This window comes from Shewanella psychropiezotolerans, from assembly GCF_007197555.1.
Taxonomy (GTDB): Bacteria; Pseudomonadota; Gammaproteobacteria; order Enterobacterales; family Shewanellaceae; genus Shewanella; species Shewanella psychropiezotolerans.
This window is the reverse complement of sequence record NZ_CP041614.1, coordinates 148,536-166,047: the sequence shown is the minus strand read 5'-3', so window position 1 is coordinate 166,047 and position 17,512 is coordinate 148,536. Positions and strand designations below refer to the sequence as shown.

Below are 17,512 nucleotides of genomic sequence, written 5' to 3'. Positions count from 1 at the left end.
AAACATACTTAAAACGATACTTAAAAAACGGCATTTAATACATGCTACTTTAAAGAGCTCGAAAGGCTAACAGAGGTCATACCAGATCACAAGTTGCTAATGTAAGAGTAAGGGCATATCCAAGCCTTAAGATTTAATCGCAGCATTCTGGTATTTATCAGTGTTAAATGGTATTTATCACTTCCTTAAAAAAACCAAGAGCCATTTGGCCTCCGATATAAGATTATTATTTTATGAAATCAACACTTATGATAATGGTTTTATCTATGCTGTTCATCACGCTAAATTCGAATGCGCAGGATAGACAGACCGAGATATACCTCTATGAAACAGCGACATCTGTAGACATCAAGATATCAGCAAGCCTATTCGGAGAAGAGTTAACGTTTAAAGACCAAAAACATGACATCACCATCAGAAATATGGGAGAAGATACTTTTGATGTTGATGCTAAATTTTTCCGCCACTCCATAGAATCACTACCTGGATCTGAAACAGGTGCAGAGCCAGAATTTGCATTCAGTAATCAAATCATGACAAGCCTGAAACTTGTACCCCATGAAAAAGTGATCTTAGGAGGCATTGAATCCTGGTCTAGTAATACTCAGGAAGACGGAACAGTCACTGAAACTCAATCCAAGAAAGTTTTCACCTTAGAAAGGCTCGACTGATCGAGATCTCATTCCAGTCGGTATATGTCTCAACATTCCTATCTTAAAAAACGCCCCAAAGCGCTAAGTTACCGACTCAAATCATCGTTAAACAGCCAATAAAAATGCCAATCGGAAAACCGATTGGCATTTTAATAACTGGTACAGCATAGAAGCTAAGCCAGCTTTTTACTCGCCGCCGATACCACTGTGGCGCAGCAGAGCATCTATCTTAGGCTCACGCCCACGGAAGCGTTTAAACAAGACCATAGGCTCTTCACTGCCGCCCATCTGTAAGATATTTTCAAGGAAGCTACGACCAGTTCCTAAGTTAAATATCCCCTCCTCTTCGAAGCGCGAGAAGGCATCGGCAGAAAGCACTTCGGCCCACTTGTAACTGTAATACCCTGCGGCATAACCACCGGCAAAGATATGGGCGAAGCTGTGCTGGAAACGATTAAAGTCGGCGGCTTTGACCACGGCAACTTGCCTACGCACTTCATCCAGTTTGGCTTGAATCTTGGCACCCTGCTTAGGGCTGTATTCCAGATGTAACCTGAAATCGAATAACGAGAACTCGAGTTGACGCAGCATCACCATGCCAGATTGGAAGTTCTTCGCCGCTAACATCTTATCTAACATGGCTTTCGGTAACGGCTCACCCGTTTCATGATGTCCGGATATCTCGGCTAACGCCTCCTCCTCAAAACACCAGTTTTCCATAAACTGACTAGGCAGCTCTACCGCATCCCAAGGCACACCATTGATACCAGAAACTCCGGCAACATCTATCTTGGTCAGCATATGGTGAATACCATGACCAAACTCATGAAACAGGGTGGTCACCTCATCGTGAGTAAACAAGGCAGGCTTGCCGTCCACTGGTGCATTGAAGTTACAGGTCAAATAAGCCACAGGATCTTGCAGACCATTTGGTGTCAGGCGACGGCCACGACAATCATCCATCCAGGCACCGCCACGCTTACCTTCACGGGCATAAAGGTCTAGGTAGAAGCTTCCTCTATGTACACCGTCACTATCGGTAATATGGAAGAAGCGCACATCTTTGTGCCAGCTATCAAACTCTTGCTGCTCTTTAACACTCAGGCCAAATAGACGAGACACGGTATAGAACAAACCCGAAAGTACCTTGTCTTCAGGGAAGTATGGACGCAGTAACTCTTGAGAAATCTCATATCTGTGATGTTTCAGCTTCTCGGCATAGAAACTTAGATCCCAAGGCTGAAGATCACTTGCATCGCACTCTTGCTTGGCAAACTCAGTCAATTCAGCCAGCTCAGTTTTGCCTTGCTCTTGAGAGCGGCTCGCAAGTTCATTAAGAAACGCCAGCACTTGCTCAGGTGTTTCGGCCATCTTAGTGGCCAATGACTTATGCGCAAAGCTCTCGAAGCCTAACAACTGGGCTAGCTCGTGGCGCAGAGCGACAATCTCATCCATCAAGGGGCCGTTATCATATTCACCGGCGAAGGGTCCCTGATCGGATGCACGAGTCACAAAGGCGCGGTAGCACTCTTCACGTAGGTCACGGTTATCACTGTAAGTCATAACAGGGAGATAGGATGGGATATCTAAGGTAAATAGCCAGCCTTCTAGCTCCTTGGCTGTTGCCATGGCTTTAGCTGCGGCAATCGCAGACTCAGGAAGACCGGCTAAGTCGCCCTCATCAGTGATCAGTTTACTCCAGGCCTGAGTGGCATCGAGTAGCTGATTCGAAAAGCGACTAGTCAGCTCAGACATACGCTTGACCAGCTCACCATATCTGAGTTTGTCTTCATCGCTGAGGCCGATACCTGACAACTCGAAGTCACGCAGACTATGTTCGATAACTTGTTTCTTGGCCTGGCTCATCTGTTCGAATTCACTCGACGCTCTCAATGACTTGTAGGCTTCATAGAGTGGTTGATGCTGACCGACGAAAGTGCCGTACTCAGACAGCAGAGGCAGACAGGCATCATGGGCCTCGCGCCACTCTTCACTACTGACAACAGAATTCATGTGAGAAACTGGTGACCAAATCTTGCCTAGCTCATCGTCCACCTCTTCTAGAGGGGCAACTAAATTATCCCAGGTAAAGGGAGTCGACTGGGCTAGCACTTGATCAATTTTACTGCGGCAGTTAGCGATACCTTGCTCTACAGCTACCTGAATATGTTCAGGTTTAATCTTCGAAAATAGGGGTAACTTGGTGCTGGTAAGCAAAGGGTTGCTCATGTTTATTCCTCAGCAAATTAACGAGTCTGTCTATGAGATATGGGCGAAGTGAGTCATATTCAAGAAGAATCACTAAATTCCGGTATAAAATGCTTACCTAGCAGACGAAACCATAGAGAACATTGATCTGGTTCAAAATATTGATTTACTCATAATTTACACTTTAGCTATTGATAACCAGCCCACAAATGAAACACGTTCTCATTTACATTCAAAGAGTAAGGAATATCATCATCCCATAGACATCACTTCGCCTAAATCAGTTTAATTATGCACAAGATTGTTAAATTATCGCTTATACCCAGCCTAGTCATTGCCATTTTTTCCGCCCATGCAGATGATATTTCAAACATAGATGACTCTCATAGCATCAATAAGTTTCCAGCAAAAAAACAGGTTGAAACTCAGTTAGTTGTAGACTTAGGCTGGGACTCTAAATACGTGTCTGAAGGCCGTAATAATCTCGACGGAGGCGGTATAACTTGGGGCACAGTTGCCGTTCAGCACGGCGATCTCAATGTGTATGCAACCGGCGGCCGCGCCGATAGCCAGGACTACACCGAGTGGAACTTTGGTCTGGAATATAATATCTCACTTTCAGACACTGTCGGGGTCAATTTAGGTTACCAGAGGCTCGAATTTTATGGTGATGAGCGCTGCAGTGATAATGAGTTGTTCGCAAGCTTAACTTACCAGGCGAAAACCTGGTTAATCCCCAGCCTTAGCTACACCTACTCAACCGAGGCAGGCGGCTATTTCGTCGAAGCAAGCATACATAGCCCTTGGACATTGAGCCAAGGTCTTACCGTTACTCCCTACATTACTCAGGCATTTGACTTCCAATATGTCACCGAAGAACATCAGGGGGTTAACCATTTTCAGTTCGGTGTAGAAGCCGAATGCCTCATTAGTGACCGACTCACACTATCGGGCCATTTCAGCCACACCTTAGCCCAGGAAGATATCAAACTTGAGGCCAGAGCCGATGGTAATGAGACGAATCTGGATCAGACCTATGCAGGCATTCATCTGACTTGGAATTTCTAACCTAAATATGGCTAAGCAAAACTGTGTAGAGATAAACTTGGTTAAACCTCTCTTTATCGTCTAAATTTACCCTTAACTTATAGTTAAAAATGGATGGTGAGAAATCATCTCACCAAATCTACACTAATGGCAGGGAACGCCGTTAGCCTAATCTATATTTGAAGCATCAAGCATATAGACTCGAAGCTAGCAATACAGAGTAATAGAGGAACAGGGAATGTCACTCTTCAATATCCACAAACTCGTTGCGCGTCAGCGTTGGTTAATCAAGCCTATATGGGTATTGCTGATCTTGTTCGTTAACTCTCCTTGCCAAGCTAACGGCAGGACCTTACTCACCAATGCCGATGCACCTCCTCTGGGCATAGGTGTTGCCTTAGACAGTGAAGGGAAACCGATTGCCATCCCCACCACGAGAAGTGCCCTTGAGTATCACCCACCAGAGATCCACACATCTAAAAAAACCAAGAGTAAAAAAAGTAAACCCACTAAACGTGCTAAGAAAAAAAGTGCCAAAACCCTGTCGAGAAAGCAGAAGTTGGCCAGTAGAACCAATGTCGCCAACGATCCAGGTTGCCGCTGGCTCGACAAGCGCATGGATAAATTAGAGAAGAGCCTGTCTTTCGCAGGAAACCAAACAAACTATGGATTTCATCGAGATGAATTAAAAATAAGACATAGGGAGTGGCTGTGCATGAAGTGTGGTGCAGAGGGGCCAAACCAGAAAGATCATGACTCTTGCCAGTATCGGCGTTAACTGCAATTTCTGTCTTACAGGTAAGATTGCAATTTTTTCTCTGTATTTCGGGTCTGAAGATAGAGCACTGGTTCAAGACATAAATTCCCTCTACAATGAGGCATGCTTTTTTCGAGCAACCTTTTAAAGACTTTTTGGAGATAAAGATGGCCCAACATTTTGACTATATCTGTCTTGGCGCAGGTAGTGGTGGTATTGCATCGGCGAATCGTGCGGCTATGCGCGGCGCTAAAGTACTTCTTATCGAGGCTAAAGCCCTCGGCGGAACCTGTGTCAATGTGGGCTGTGTACCCAAAAAAGTGATGTGGTATGGCGCACAAGTCGCCGAAGCTCTGCATCTTTACGCCAAAGATTATGGCTTCGATGTCACGGTAAATAAGTTTGACTGGAGCACCTTAGTCGATAGCCGTGAGGCCTATATCGACCGCATCCACGGCGCCTATGACCGCGGTCTGGCAAGCAACAAGGTCACCTTAGTCCGTGGCTATGGCCGCTTCGTCGACCAGCGCACCATAGAAGTCGATGGCGAGCACTACACTGCCGATAATATTCTTATCGCCACGGGTGGCTCACCAACAATCCCAAATATTCCCGGCGCCGAACACGGTATCGATTCCGATGGTTTCTTCGCGCTCAGAGAGCAGCCTAAACGTGTTGCCGTTATCGGCGCCGGTTATATCGCCGTCGAACTAGCCGGTGTACTGCATTCTTTAGGTAGCGAGACTCATCTATTCGTGCGTAAACACGCGCCACTGCGTAGCTTCGACCCTATGCTAAGTGAAGCCTTGATGGAGTCTATGGCTACAGATGGCCCTAGCCTGCACATCCACAGCACACCGCAAGCGGTAGAGAAGAATGCCGATGGCAGCCTGACCCTTAAGCTTGAAAATGGTGAAAGCTATGAAGTCGATACCCTAATCTGGGCTATCGGCCGCAAGCCTTCTACTGGTAATATCGGTCTTGAGAACACTCAAGTGAAGCTTAACGATAAAGGCTATGTCATCGTCGACGAACAGCAAAATACCACCAACCCGGGTATCTACTGTGTCGGTGATATCATCCAAGGTGGCGTCGAACTCACTCCGGTTGCCGTTAAGGCTGGCCGTTTATTATCTGAACGTCTGTTCAATGGCATGACCGATGCCAAGATGGATTATAAGCTTATTCCGACTGTCGTATTCAGTCACCCAGCGATTGGTACCATGGGGCTCAGCGAGCCTGAAGCCATTGCCGAGTATGGCGAAGACAATGTCACAGTCTATGTCTCTGGCTTCACCTCCATGTACACGGCAATCACTGCTCATCGTCAAGCCTGTAAGATGAAGTTGGTCTGTGCCGGCCCGAACGAGACCGTTGTCGGTATACATGGCCTAGGCTATGGCATGGATGAGATCCTACAGGGTTTCGGCGTAGCTATGAAGATGGGCGCGACCAAGAAAGACTTCGATGCAGTAGTGGCTATCCACCCAACGGGTGCGGAAGAATTCGTTACCATGAAATAAAGCTCAATAAATAGTTATCAGCCCGACTGCTATCTAATACCGATAGGTATACAAAGCGTCGGGCTTTTTTGTGGTTATTTTCTAGATGACGATGGAGTCAATAAGCTAAACTTCCCCTTAAGTGAAAATCATCATCATTTCATAATATGATCTATTATTTTCCCCGCCTAAAAAATAATTTCAGATTAATATATTTAAATTTAAAAATAGGAATGAAGACCGATAAACAGTACAGGGCATGTTATAAACCATATTTCAATAAATAAGTTGAAACTAGATTGATGACAATTTGTAGCCAAATTAAGAGTCAAATGAAACAGCCTCGTGCATCCTTACAATAAACCAACAAACATTGAGTAAATCATTTGTAAACCCCTACGCGTTAATAAATTAAATCCCACGAGGTTAATTCTTCCGGTTATGAACACACCGTTAATTGACAGCCTAACCACATCAAGGGTTACAACGGAAAATGTATTATTCTGCTTCATATAATTTTAAAATGTAACCCGCAAAAATACAGGTGTAATAATAAACCATTACAATTGTCTAGTATGTTATCGATCGGTACAATAAATATGTAACCATAATTAGTGAGTTACATTATTTCCATATTAACCGACCAGTATAAAGTCGAATTTATACTCAGGATAAATCATAAATGAAAACTAGTATAATTATGGCAGCTCTTATTGCTGCTTCAGGGTCTGCTTTCGCTCAAGATAATTCAGATAGTTTTATTAATCATCATTGGGTTGATTTAGGCAGTAATCATACCGACTTGGCAATGGTACAGCGGGATTGCCAGGCTCTAGGCTCCAATTATCATGTCCCCACTGCCGAACATATGAATAAACTTCCAGATGAATTTAGGAAGGCCAATCTCTATGATCGTGCCAGCCTACTTGATGTGGTGGCTCTTGGCTTTGGAGATAAAAGTCGATATAGGAAATACAAGTCTCCTGATTTTTTAGCTAATTATAATGGTGAACCAAGAAGGACTAGCGTAAGAGCTTATGGATCAGGCGTAAGAATTAGAGCAATGTATATAGTAAAAAATAACCTTGAACCGTTTATTGAAGAAGAATTTATTGAAGAAAAGCCATCTTCAGATCCCATTGATATGCTGTTTAATGATTTCTTGTTAACGTTAAAACCTCAGCCCAAGCCAATACACAAGCCCAAGCCAATACACAATATGTGTGTGCAATTACCTATGTCTAATCCCATAGTGCCAGAAACAGAAGGCAATGCTGCAAATGTTGATGAATTAGCTCGTCACGAATTTATACTTGACCCTCTAACGGAAGAAAACAATAACTTAGTTGAGATTGTCATTGGTAAGCACCATCAAGTGGACTGTAATGCCTATGGATTAGAGGGCAATGTTGAGAAAATAGAAACAGGTTTTGATTACCCATTTTATAAACTAGCTAGTTATTCGATATCACATACATTAATGGCATGTCCAGCAGAATCTGTTCGTAAAGAGTTCTTAACAATAGAGAGTGATAAAGTTTATATTTATGACAGCAGCAAACCGTTTGTCGTTTATGCACCAAAGGATTTAGAGGTTAGCATAAAAACACGGTATATTACCCGTTAAATAAAACCGCGATATTTACTCGTCATTTTGGTGGGACTATTATATTAGTCCCACCAAAATAAAATCCACATTTACAAGATGATTTAACGCGTAACATTTACATTAAATTATACTTAACAAAGCCAAATTAATAGTGCCATTCTGATTTAGTTAATACCTAAGGTACACTTGAATGTAAGTTACTAGCTATATTTAAGTATATGGCACGATTAATATCAACAGTGATATTAGTTTATTTCATACCTAATGGTAAGTGAAACAACCACCCCCTATAACCCTCCATTAGAATCAAGAGGGATCAACTACCTTTACTTACATTAAAAAGAGAAGGCTTGAGTGCTGTTAAAACTGGCGGAGTTTTCAAGTAAGTCAAAAGAAAAGTAAACTGGATGAACGCAATAGTGTTTACCTGAATAAAGGCCGCATTGCGGCCTTTATTCAGTGTAAAAGAATTAATGATCGATCATATCGGACAGTACCATAGCCGCGTGAGTTTCAACTACGCCTGAGCTAAAGCCGTACTTGTCACCATATTTGGGTTCTAGTGCATCTTGAACTTTTGATGTGATCTCATCTTGCCAACGTTTTGCCCAGATAAAGTGATTACCATCAGATTCCAACGGAGTATAAGGTGCGATTTCAAGCTGCTTACCCACTTCCGTACGTAAATCCTCGATATAGGTAAGCAAAGCTTTAACATCTTGTTTGGACCCAATATTACCATGACCACCATTAATGAAATCCCAGTGCGAGCTTAAGCGCTTCCCAAGAAGGGAACTTAGATCTTTTTCATATCCATGAAAATTCTCCGCACCAGCGAAATTATAGAATGGCAATTGATCTGGATTGATCATATCGGCAAAATGCACAACACGATCTTCTGGGATCATAATTAGTGTATTGTCTGGTGTGTGCCCTGAGCCAATTGGTGCAATCAAATGAATATATCTTGAACCAAATTTAACCCTCTGTGGACGGGTTAAGTCGTACACTTCATTCGGTGCAGGGACTTTGGGTTCCCTAATGCCTTGCTCGTTAACCACGGAATGCTCATTAATTTTTTTTGCCACTTGTTTACCAGAGATAATCCGCAATGGTCCAACGCCTGGGTACTCTCTTTCTATGGCTTCTTTTAGCTGATTACCGCCTCCAACATGATCAAGGTGGTAATGAGAATACATAATGGCTGTGATCGGCTTATCGGTCAGCGATTTAATAGCCTCAATTAAAGGATCAATGCGATGATCCCCTAGTGGGTCAATAACTAACACGCCAGCTTCATTGATAATAACCGTCGCACTGTAATAATTAACGCCAATCCAGTACGTTTGGTCACCCAATTTTTGGATGGTCGCTTCTGTGCCGTTAAACTGACGATCGAATAAGTGATCGATTTTCTGCCCAGGTTCCAATGATTTTGTGGACGAAGGTGCAACAAAATCTTCGACCAAGGGTCTCACTTCATCAGGAAAATAAATTCGTTGCTGCTCCGTGTTTTGAGTGTAATACGATGCATGAACGTTCGCCGTCAACAGTGCAAGCGCCAGTGGAGCAAGTGTCAAAAATGGTTTCATGGTGTTCTCCTAGTTTGTTTGAATAAACAATAAAGGAGGACAAATAATTAAGACAATGCAAGATTGTTATAACGTTTATAACTAAAACGCAAGAAAATGGAATTAATAACTATGGTCACACCAGACATTAATCTTCGCTCTGTTGATCTGAATTTGCTTACGGTGCTCGAACAACTATTTGTTCATAAACACATCAGTCACGCAGCAAAGGCGCTTAATATGAGCCAGCCAGCGGTGAGCCGAGCACTAGCAAGGCTGAGAGAGCAATTTCAAGACCCATTATTAGTCAAAACCAGTTTTGGTTATCAATTAACACCTAAGGCACAGAGGTTAAGTGAACAAATCACTCAAATGCTGAGTGTGGTAAGGCAAATATTGCAAGCTGATGAGTTTGACCCTTCAGAATATTCCGGCGTGTTTACTATTAGTGCGCTGGATTTCGAGATGATGATGTTGTTACCCAAATTGTTGTCTGTGGTACATAAAAAAGCTCCAAAATTAAAGATACAAATTATCCAACACAATCCATTTATAGAGTTAGGAAAATATCTAGAACAGGTCACTCAGTTACTTTTGTACTCCACAGACGCAAGCCCAACTAATGTCTTTAAGCAACGTTTGTTTAACGATAATTATGCCGTGATCATGTGCGCAAACAACCCATTAGTTAAAGAGGTGGACTCTTCGAGTACGGGATTAACATTAGAAAGCTACATCCAAAGCAGCCATGTGATTGTATCTGGGAATGGATTAACCACGACCGATATTGATATAGAGCTAAAAACACGGGGATATGAAAGAGACGTCGTGTCTGCGATTCCTCACTTCTCTCTTATTCCCGACGTGGTGAAAAATAGCAACCTTATCGCCACCATGCCTCGTAGAATGGTCAATCACTTAAAACCAAGAGACGATTTTTACGTAACAGATTTACCTTTTAAGACGCCGGATTTTCTGGTTGAACAATTTTGGCACAAAATTCACCACCACTGCCCTATTCACCAATGGATCCGAAATGAGCTTAAAGCCATAGCGACCCATAAGTTTGACTAATACATTGTTTCAATAGGGATTGTAGTAGCGTGCTCAGGTGTTTTAACAAAGTTAAAAATTTAAATAATCGGAACGATACAATAAGATAATGCTTAATAAAAATAGTTATCAACCCGACTGCTGTCTAATACCAATAGAGCTCCATAGCAGCGGGCTTTTTTGTGGCTGTTTTTAAGATGACGATGGAGGCAATAAGCCAAACTCCTTTTTATATTTATTCAATTTTATTGAATCTATAGCTAAAATTAATTGAATTTATTGACACTAGCTCTCTGGCTATAATCATTAGCTGTTTTACTTCAACTCGATCCTATGGCAGCCGACAAACAAACATTGAAGCAAAAATACCCTTTAATTAAAGAGTATCTGCCTTTTTTCTTAATCACATGCCTATGCCTGCTCCCCGTCATCTCCTCGCCTATCGCCTTAATACTCGGCTTTACCTTAGCGAGTCTTGGCTTAGTACCTGCCAACCTAGATATAGCCTCACTGACTAAGCGTTTACTGTCATATTCGATCATAGGCTTAGGATTCGGTATTCATCTGCAGACCGCAATATCTGTCACCTTAGACAATCTGCCGTTGATCTTAGGCTCGATAGTTTTCACCTTAGTCTTAGGCTACTTATTGACTAAGGCACTGGGATTCGATGCTAAGACGGGACACTTGATATCGGCTGGCACGGCTATCTGTGGCGGCAGTGCCATCGCAGCGGTGTCACCTGCCATCAACGCTAAGAGCGAGCAATCGGCTATTGCCTTAGCCACGGTATTTATTCTTAACTCGGTCGCCCTATTCCTGTTTCCCGCCCTGGGTCACCTGTTTGCCATGAGCCAATATGACTTTGGTGTATGGAGTGCAATAGCAATACACGATACATCCTCCGTTGTAGGAGCGGCCTCGGCCTATGGCGAAGAAGCCCTCACAACAGCAACCACCATCAAGCTAGCGCGTGCATTATGGATCATCCCTATCGCACTGATCAGCGCCCTGCTGTTTGGCGGTGACAAGAAAAAGATAGCCATCCCCTATTTTATCGGCTTCTACTGCTTAGCCATCGCTATCGCCCACTGGTTTCCCCAGGGGCAAACCGCCTATCAGGCCATTTTCGAGCTATCCAAGCGATTATTGGTTCTGTGTCTGTTCTTGATAGGGGCGGGGATCACTGTGGGTAAGATGCGAGCCGCTGGGGCTAAACCTTTGATACTCGGGGTGACACTCTGGCTGTCGATCGGCACAGGTTCGCTGCTGTATATTTTGTATGTTTAAAAGAAGGACCTAGTTTCTTTCAACCCTAATTTTATTTCCCACCGACAAGCTTAGACTGCTTCACTGGATTTATATCCGAGTACGATCCATAACAAGCACGCGAAGGCGGCAAGATCGATTAAGGCTCTGATTAGGCCACTGGTTAGCATTGAGGCGAGAACGAAGACTGCACAACATAAGATAATTAACCACTGTTTCATACTCTAACCTCCGGCAGACTTTGAATAGGGCTGGAGCTCAACGACTCTGGATATAGCCCAAATAACGCCACAAAGTGGCATAAATAGAAATGCGAAGCAGATCTATCTGAAGTGGTTATTATTTATCAAATTGCGATTTAATCCCAAATACCCGTTTTTACTAACAAATAGCTAGATCGGCTAAGGCTGAATTGAAAATAGCGAGATCTTAACCACATTAAGGGGCATCACTGGCATCATCATTCCAGTGATATTCAGTCAAATGCCCGATACGCTCCACCTCTGCTTTCCCCCTAAATTGCTGAATATAAAAAGCCCAGCATCGAGTTCAGCCTTCAAAGCCTGATCCCCTGTTCTACACTTGAGAGTGTCTAGTCACTGCTGCGGATTTATCAGATATGTCTTTTCGGGATTTATATCAATGGCTCTCTCTTAACTCTATCGGCAGTAAAGTCATCTTATCTATGGTGAGCATCAGCCTCTTGGTACTCCTCCTATCGGCTTCCAACTTTCTAATAAATACCCGAGTAAAGGAAGGCACCACAGATGTGAGCACCCATGAGATCCCCAAGGCCATAGCCGCAATTAACATGCTAGACGAGATTGGTGATATGAATGCCAACATTCTCGAATATGCTCTGGGTGAAGTAGATGAAAGAAATGATTTCGATCGCAACCAGGAGGAATTTACGCTTTATCTGACAAATCTGAAGCAGGCACAGACCATCCACGACAAACGTATAGATGAAATTGAAGATCTCTTCGAAATTTTTCACACCACAGCAAGGGTTAAGGTATTCAACCGATACAATCCAAATAATGAAGAATGGGCCAGGCAGAGGGTTAAGGGCCTTAACGCAGTCACGGGACACAAGCTAGAATTACTGTTAGATAGCCTAAAGGAGAGCGAAATAAAAGATGTTGGTTCACAACCAGAACTCGATGAGGTGATATACGATGATTTACCTGGTGTTCGTTACTATCTGGAGCTGGTCGATGAAGCCGGGGACATGGTGGCCGACCTTAGCGAATATGTCACCGGCGCGTACCAAGCTAAAGAGTCTTTCGTCGAGAATGCACAAAACTTCGAAGAATACCTAACCAGATTGAAGCCTCTGGAGATGAAACCAGAAGAGATCTCTCAGTTAAAGGAAGTTGAAGCCCTGTATAAGGTGCTCAGAGATGGTGGCTTCGAGGTCTTTCAACGCTACAACTCTTCCAATAAGACCTTAGCCATCACGGCCATCGATGACCTGGAACACCAAATTTTTGCCCGCTTGGAACGGCTACTCGATGAAGTTTCTCTCGATGCAACTGAAGCTGCCAATAGTGAGCTGCTGGGATTGAGAGAGATCACCGCAGCGAATCAATACCTGCTCATTACCTCCCTGATCTTGGTACTGTTACTGTGTGCCAGTATCATCTATTTTTCATATCGTAGTATCACCCAGCCCATCACTAAGCTGAGTGGCACAATGAAACAGCTAGCCGATGGCGATACCGAGGTAGAAGTCATATATCTGGAACGCAATGATGAAGTCGGCTACATGGCAAAGGCGATAGATATATTCAAAATCAATATGATTGAAAGAAATCGAGTCGAACTGGAGCTGGTTAGCGCCAAAGATAATGCAGAGGAAGCGTCTAAGGCGAAGGCCAGCTTCCTGGCGACTATGTCACATGAAATCCGTACTCCCATGAACGGTATCATAGGCATGATAGATCTACTGCTGACATCAAATATGAATCGTGACCAACGCAATATGACCAACACAATTCGTGATTCAGCCTTCTCACTGCTCAATATTATTAACGATATACTCGACTTTTCTAAAATTGAAGCTGGCAAATTAGAGCTGGAAAACATTAATTTTTCGATTGCAGGTCTGCTCGAAAGCGTCGTCGATACCATCACACCGAGTGCCGATGAAAAAATGGTCAGCCTGGAACTCTATACCGACCCTAGTATCCCCCAACACATTATTGGTGACCCGGTTAGGATAAGACAAATATTATTTAACCTTCTGGGTAATGCGGTGAAGTTCTCTTCTAACCAAGATGACAATGGCCTGGTTAGAGTGTCTCTTAAGAAACATGAACTGACCCTTGACTCTGTCTCTTTCAACATAGAGGTGACAGACAATGGCATAGGCATTAACCCAGAAAATCTTGAAGGATTATTTCAACCTTTCACCCAAGCAGAATCTTCAACCACCCGCCGCTTTGGCGGAACCGGACTCGGGCTCGCCATCTGTCATAATCTGATCACATTAATGGGAGGGGAAATAACAGTCACTAGCACACCAGATGAAGGTTCAAGCTTCAATGTATTTATGTCATTCCCCTATAAAGATGAACAGGCATTACCACTTGAAAACTATCGAGACATCTTAGTCATTCAGGATATCAAATCGAGCTGGTTATCCCAGTGTATCGAGGAATATTTTACCGCTAAGAAAATCAATATCATTTCAGTCCCTTACACGAAAATAACTGACTTTATCCGTGATAACCATTCACCCTCGATGCAAACTGTGATGATCACAGATGACTTTGAGTATTGTGAAGCCCAACTGATGCAACATCTAAATGATAAATTAAGAAGTAGCATACGTTTTCTGGTTTTAAATCAATCCTCCAGAGGCGAAGGAATATTCAATGAGCACTCCTTCGCGATCGCTGCTTCACCTCTCAAGATGAGTACCCTTTTCTATGGGTTTCATGTCGTCTTGGGCAGAGAGAGTCCCTTAGAAATGGTCGCCCACGAGAGTCATAAACTCGAGAGGACTCATCTGCCCCTCGAGGAAGCCGAGGACGCAGGACGGTTAATCTTAGTCGCGGAGGACAACCAAACCAATCAGGAGGTGATTAAACGTCAGCTCAACAAACTAGGTTACTCTTGTATCATAGCCGACGACGGCATTCATGCCGAAGAGCTCTATGCTGATTATCAATTTGCCATGGTACTGACCGATTGCCATATGCCCAAAAGAGACGGCTATGAATTAGCCGGAGTCCTTAGAGACATCCAAGCCAAGTCAGGAACATCTGTTCCAATTATCGCCATCACTGCCAACGCCTTAGTGGGCGAATCGGAGAAGTGCATTGCCGCAGGCATGGATGATTATCTCTCCAAGCCTGTAGAGCTGATAAAGCTCAGCAAGATGTTACAAAAGTGGCTAGCTAATTCTAAAAAGCCAGCGACTCAGAGAAAAACACCTAGGCCAGGGTCAAGCTATTTAGATCCAGAGGTGATCAGGACTATTTTTGCCGATGATATGCAAGACTATACCGCCTCATTGATCGATTTTCTGGAGATTAGCCTGCCACAAATAAAAACCATGGCAAAAGAGCGTGAATTTGGAGTTTCGGTAATAGGCGAGCTAGCCCACAAGCTCAAGTCTTCCGCTAAGATGGTGGGAGTCACCTGCATAGGTGTGCACTGTGAGACCATAGAGATGACAGCAAAACAAGAAGATAAGGATTCAGCGAGAAAGCTGATTCAATCACAACTCGATACCCTCAAGAAAATCTTGCCCCTCATCGAAGATGAGATAGAGTCTTTGATCAAGTCGCATCAAGACTAAGGCAGCATTACCTAAGCTCTCGCCCCCATCCCTGACTCATCAGTGGTGTTAACGGCTTCACTTGTACGGCGCATTAGATAACCGCTGAGAATAGAAAACACACAGTAAGCAGAGAAGTAGTAGAAACCCACATCGAAGCTCGCTGTGGTTTTTAACAGCTCTCCCATTCCCGCGGAGGCATTCCCCGCCATGTAGCTCACCATAAGTGCCACCACGAACACATCGGCCATCGACCACTTTGCTATGATGCCTGTAAACTGACCGAGTCTGAATTTAGCCTTAGGTGCAATAGGAGTTTGCTGTATCAACATCAAGATAAGTTTCAATGCTGGAATAACGACACTGAATACCCCTACCAATAGAGCCACCAAGATATTCCCGGATTGATACAGCTCCTCGACAGTCCCCCAGATGCTGCGCGTTTTCTGAAAAACCTCGACCTCACCTTGGATCGTGTCTAGCCCTAACATACTCGACATCATAGTTAGCATATCTCTAGCGCTACCACTACCATCGGCCAGATGGGTGATCCCCGCCTGAGCCAGCTCAGATTTCTCTATACTTCCACTGATGCTTAGAATGGGCAGTGTCACACCTGGGACCAGTAAGGCCAGAGAGAGTAAAATAACGATTGCAGGTAAAATACGTTTCATGTTGTGCTCAGCAGATAGTGAATACCGGATTATACCTGTGATGTAATAGGCAGATCAAAAAGAGCCTAATTTAAAAGAGGGCTCTGAGACTAGTAAAATGGAGCGGGATCGACATTCAAGCTGCTTGGGGAAACACCACGTTCGATATGCAAATCAGACTTAAGTAGATCGACCATTGTCACACTGGTATAGCGTTTAAGTTTGATGGAATAGAAGCATTTGAGTACGGGGTGTAGCGCATCCCTGTCCTTTGCTTCCCAGACTATGCCTATTCGACCGTCCGATAATTCCACCAAAGAGCCCACTGGATATACCCCCACACAGCGGATAAAATCGTAAACTAATTTTTCATCCAGATGAAACGGTGTCAGGCTGAGGAGGATCTTGAAGGCCGCAGCCGGGCTCATGGCCTCCTTATAACAACGTGTTGCTGTGAGGGCATCGAATATATCTACGATACAGCTCATGCGCCCATGTAGGGGGATTTCATCTCCCTTAAGACCTCGAGGATAACCATTACCATCCAGCTTCTCATGATGCATCAGACAAATATCTTTACTGAGGTCCGATAATCCCTTGGTCTCGGCCATAATCTCTATGGCAAAAACCTGATGTAGCTTCATATGCTCAAACTCTTGAGGGGTTAATTTCCCCGGCTTATGAAGCACCTTATTATCGACCTTAATTTTACCGATATCATGTAAGATCCCACCCACGGCCATCTGCCTGAGGATCTCTTTATCCATCTTGAGGTATTTACCGAAGGTTACCAGCAGAAATGCGACGTTGATCGAGTGCTCTAACAGATAGGCGTCTTTCGTTCTCAGGGCCGATACACACTTGAGAGCATCATCGTCGAGCAATGCAGATTCGATCATATTATCGGCTAGTGCTTCAAATGGCGCGACCTCGATGGCTTTGCCCTCGAAGACCTCTGACAATACCTTCTTGAGCAGAACTTTCGCCTCAAGGATCAATTTCTTAGCATGTAGCTGAGACTTATCTCTACTTGGCTTGATTTTCTTGACTACAGGTTTAGGCGAAATGGCGCGTTTGAGTCCACAGCTATCGGCCGAACGTTCAACATCAATCCACACATATTCGATGCCACTCTTCTTCAGCTTAATAATCGAATTTTGATTACGGATCTGTCCAGCATTGGCTATGGCTACCTGACCTTTCTGGTCTATGGCCGACACAAACATACCTATGTCCAATTTAGACACAGGAAATTTAACTAATGCTTTAGAATCCGCCGAACCGACCATGTGCTCACATCCCCCCAAATGACCTTCTGGCCTAGAGTTTGTTATTAAAAATTAGACTCTTTACCTTGATACATCTTCATATAAGTATTCTAGTACGCCAGATGCCTTATCGAC

13 protein-coding genes are annotated in these 17,512 nt (G+C 43.8%); 8 read left to right on the top strand and 5 right to left on the bottom strand.

All coding sequences use genetic code 11. From position 1 onward, the window contains the following. The first annotated feature begins 233 nt into the window (after positions 1 to 233). A complete protein-coding gene (locus FM037_RS00765) occupies positions 234 to 671 on the top strand; it encodes a hypothetical protein (protein ID WP_144044415.1) in 438 nt (145 codons plus the stop codon). Positions 672 to 839: 168 nt separating this feature from the next. Here the strand turns inward: FM037_RS00765 and prlC are convergent, their stop codons facing one another. After that, complete coding sequence (prlC, locus tag FM037_RS00760) at positions 840 to 2,882, bottom strand: oligopeptidase A (protein WP_144044414.1); 2,043 nt, start codon at positions 2,880 to 2,882, stop codon at positions 840 to 842. A gap of 270 nt (positions 2,883 to 3,152) precedes the next feature. On the opposite strand from prlC, the gene FM037_RS00755 reads away from it, so the two are divergent. From FM037_RS00755 to FM037_RS00740, 4 genes are all read left to right on the top strand, one after another. Further along, positions 3,153 to 3,929, top strand: a complete 777-nt coding sequence (locus FM037_RS00755) for a hypothetical protein (RefSeq protein WP_144044413.1) — start codon at positions 3,153 to 3,155, stop codon at positions 3,927 to 3,929. Between the two features lie 217 nt (positions 3,930 to 4,146). After that, on the top strand, positions 4,147 to 4,686 hold the full coding sequence (locus FM037_RS00750) for a hypothetical protein (RefSeq protein WP_144044412.1): 540 nt from the start codon (positions 4,147 to 4,149) through the stop codon (positions 4,684 to 4,686). A 146-nt stretch (positions 4,687 to 4,832) separates the two neighbouring features. Then, complete coding sequence (gorA, locus tag FM037_RS00745) at positions 4,833 to 6,188, top strand: glutathione-disulfide reductase (RefSeq protein WP_144044411.1); 1,356 nt, start codon at positions 4,833 to 4,835, stop codon at positions 6,186 to 6,188. A 661-nt stretch (positions 6,189 to 6,849) separates the two neighbouring features. After that, positions 6,850 to 7,794, top strand: a complete 945-nt coding sequence (locus FM037_RS00740) for an ecotin family protein (protein WP_144044410.1) — start codon at positions 6,850 to 6,852, stop codon at positions 7,792 to 7,794. A 452-nt stretch (positions 7,795 to 8,246) separates the two neighbouring features. On the opposite strand, the gene FM037_RS00735 is transcribed toward FM037_RS00740, so the two are convergent. Next, entirely contained in the window at positions 8,247 to 9,368 is a 1,122-nt protein-coding gene (locus FM037_RS00735; RefSeq protein WP_144044409.1) for an MBL fold metallo-hydrolase, read from the bottom strand. Between the two features lie 96 nt (positions 9,369 to 9,464). Here FM037_RS00735 and FM037_RS00730 point away from each other — a divergent pair, with 96 nt between their 5' ends. Beyond that, complete coding sequence (locus tag FM037_RS00730) at positions 9,465 to 10,421, top strand: LysR family transcriptional regulator (protein WP_229381040.1); 957 nt, start codon at positions 9,465 to 9,467, stop codon at positions 10,419 to 10,421. Positions 10,422 to 10,733: 312 nt separating this feature from the next. Next, the gene (locus tag FM037_RS00725; RefSeq protein WP_144044408.1) at positions 10,734 to 11,690 is read left to right on the top strand and encodes a YeiH family protein; all 957 of its coding nucleotides are present in this window, start codon (positions 10,734 to 10,736) and stop codon (positions 11,688 to 11,690) included. 50 nt (positions 11,691 to 11,740) lie between these two features. Here FM037_RS00725 and FM037_RS28370 read toward each other — a convergent pair whose 3' ends face one another. Then, positions 11,741 to 11,890, bottom strand: a complete 150-nt coding sequence (locus tag FM037_RS28370; RefSeq protein ID WP_185976931.1) for a hypothetical protein — start codon at positions 11,888 to 11,890, stop codon at positions 11,741 to 11,743. Positions 11,891 to 12,288: 398 nt separating this feature from the next. On the opposite strand from FM037_RS28370, the gene FM037_RS00720 reads away from it, so the two are divergent. Continuing rightward, complete coding sequence (locus FM037_RS00720) at positions 12,289 to 15,477, top strand: ATP-binding protein (RefSeq protein ID WP_144044407.1); 3,189 nt, start codon at positions 12,289 to 12,291, stop codon at positions 15,475 to 15,477. Between the two features lie 11 nt (positions 15,478 to 15,488). On the opposite strand, the gene FM037_RS00715 is transcribed toward FM037_RS00720, so the two are convergent. Both FM037_RS00715 and FM037_RS00710 read right to left on the bottom strand, forming a co-directional pair. After that, positions 15,489 to 16,130: a paraquat-inducible protein A gene (locus FM037_RS00715; protein WP_144044406.1), complete on the bottom strand. Its 642-nt coding sequence runs from the start codon at positions 16,128 to 16,130 to the stop codon at positions 15,489 to 15,491. An 89-nt stretch (positions 16,131 to 16,219) separates the two neighbouring features. Further along, entirely contained in the window at positions 16,220 to 17,398 is a 1,179-nt protein-coding gene (locus tag FM037_RS00710; RefSeq protein ID WP_144044405.1) for an HD-GYP domain-containing protein, read from the bottom strand. Positions 17,399 to 17,512 lie beyond the last annotated feature (114 nt).

Excerpts from the sequence above, each read along its gene's own strand:
- gorA (WP_144044411.1), top strand. The coding sequence starts at position 4,833 with ATGGCCCAACATTTTGACTATATCTGTCTTGGCGCAGGTAGTGGTGGT.
- FM037_RS00715 (WP_144044406.1), bottom strand. The coding sequence starts at position 16,130 with ATGAAACGTATTTTACCTGCAATCGTTATTTTACTCTCTCTGGCCTTA.
- FM037_RS00765 (WP_144044415.1), top strand. The coding sequence starts at position 234 with ATGAAATCAACACTTATGATAATGGTTTTATCTATGCTGTTCATCACG.
- FM037_RS28370 (WP_185976931.1), bottom strand. The coding sequence starts at position 11,890 with ATGAAACAGTGGTTAATTATCTTATGTTGTGCAGTCTTCGTTCTCGCC.
- FM037_RS00740 (WP_144044410.1), top strand. The coding sequence starts at position 6,850 with ATGAAAACTAGTATAATTATGGCAGCTCTTATTGCTGCTTCAGGGTCT.
- FM037_RS00725 (WP_144044408.1), top strand. The coding sequence starts at position 10,734 with ATGGCAGCCGACAAACAAACATTGAAGCAAAAATACCCTTTAATTAAA.
- FM037_RS00710 (WP_144044405.1), bottom strand. The coding sequence starts at position 17,398 with ATGGTCGGTTCGGCGGATTCTAAAGCATTAGTTAAATTTCCTGTGTCT.
- FM037_RS00735 (WP_144044409.1), bottom strand. The coding sequence starts at position 9,368 with ATGAAACCATTTTTGACACTTGCTCCACTGGCGCTTGCACTGTTGACG.
- FM037_RS00750 (WP_144044412.1), top strand. The coding sequence starts at position 4,147 with ATGTCACTCTTCAATATCCACAAACTCGTTGCGCGTCAGCGTTGGTTA.
- FM037_RS00730 (WP_229381040.1), top strand. The coding sequence starts at position 9,465 with ATGGAATTAATAACTATGGTCACACCAGACATTAATCTTCGCTCTGTT.
- FM037_RS00720 (WP_144044407.1), top strand. The coding sequence starts at position 12,289 with ATGTCTTTTCGGGATTTATATCAATGGCTCTCTCTTAACTCTATCGGC.
- FM037_RS00755 (WP_144044413.1), top strand. The coding sequence starts at position 3,153 with ATGCACAAGATTGTTAAATTATCGCTTATACCCAGCCTAGTCATTGCC.
- prlC (WP_144044414.1), bottom strand. The coding sequence starts at position 2,882 with ATGAGCAACCCTTTGCTTACCAGCACCAAGTTACCCCTATTTTCGAAG.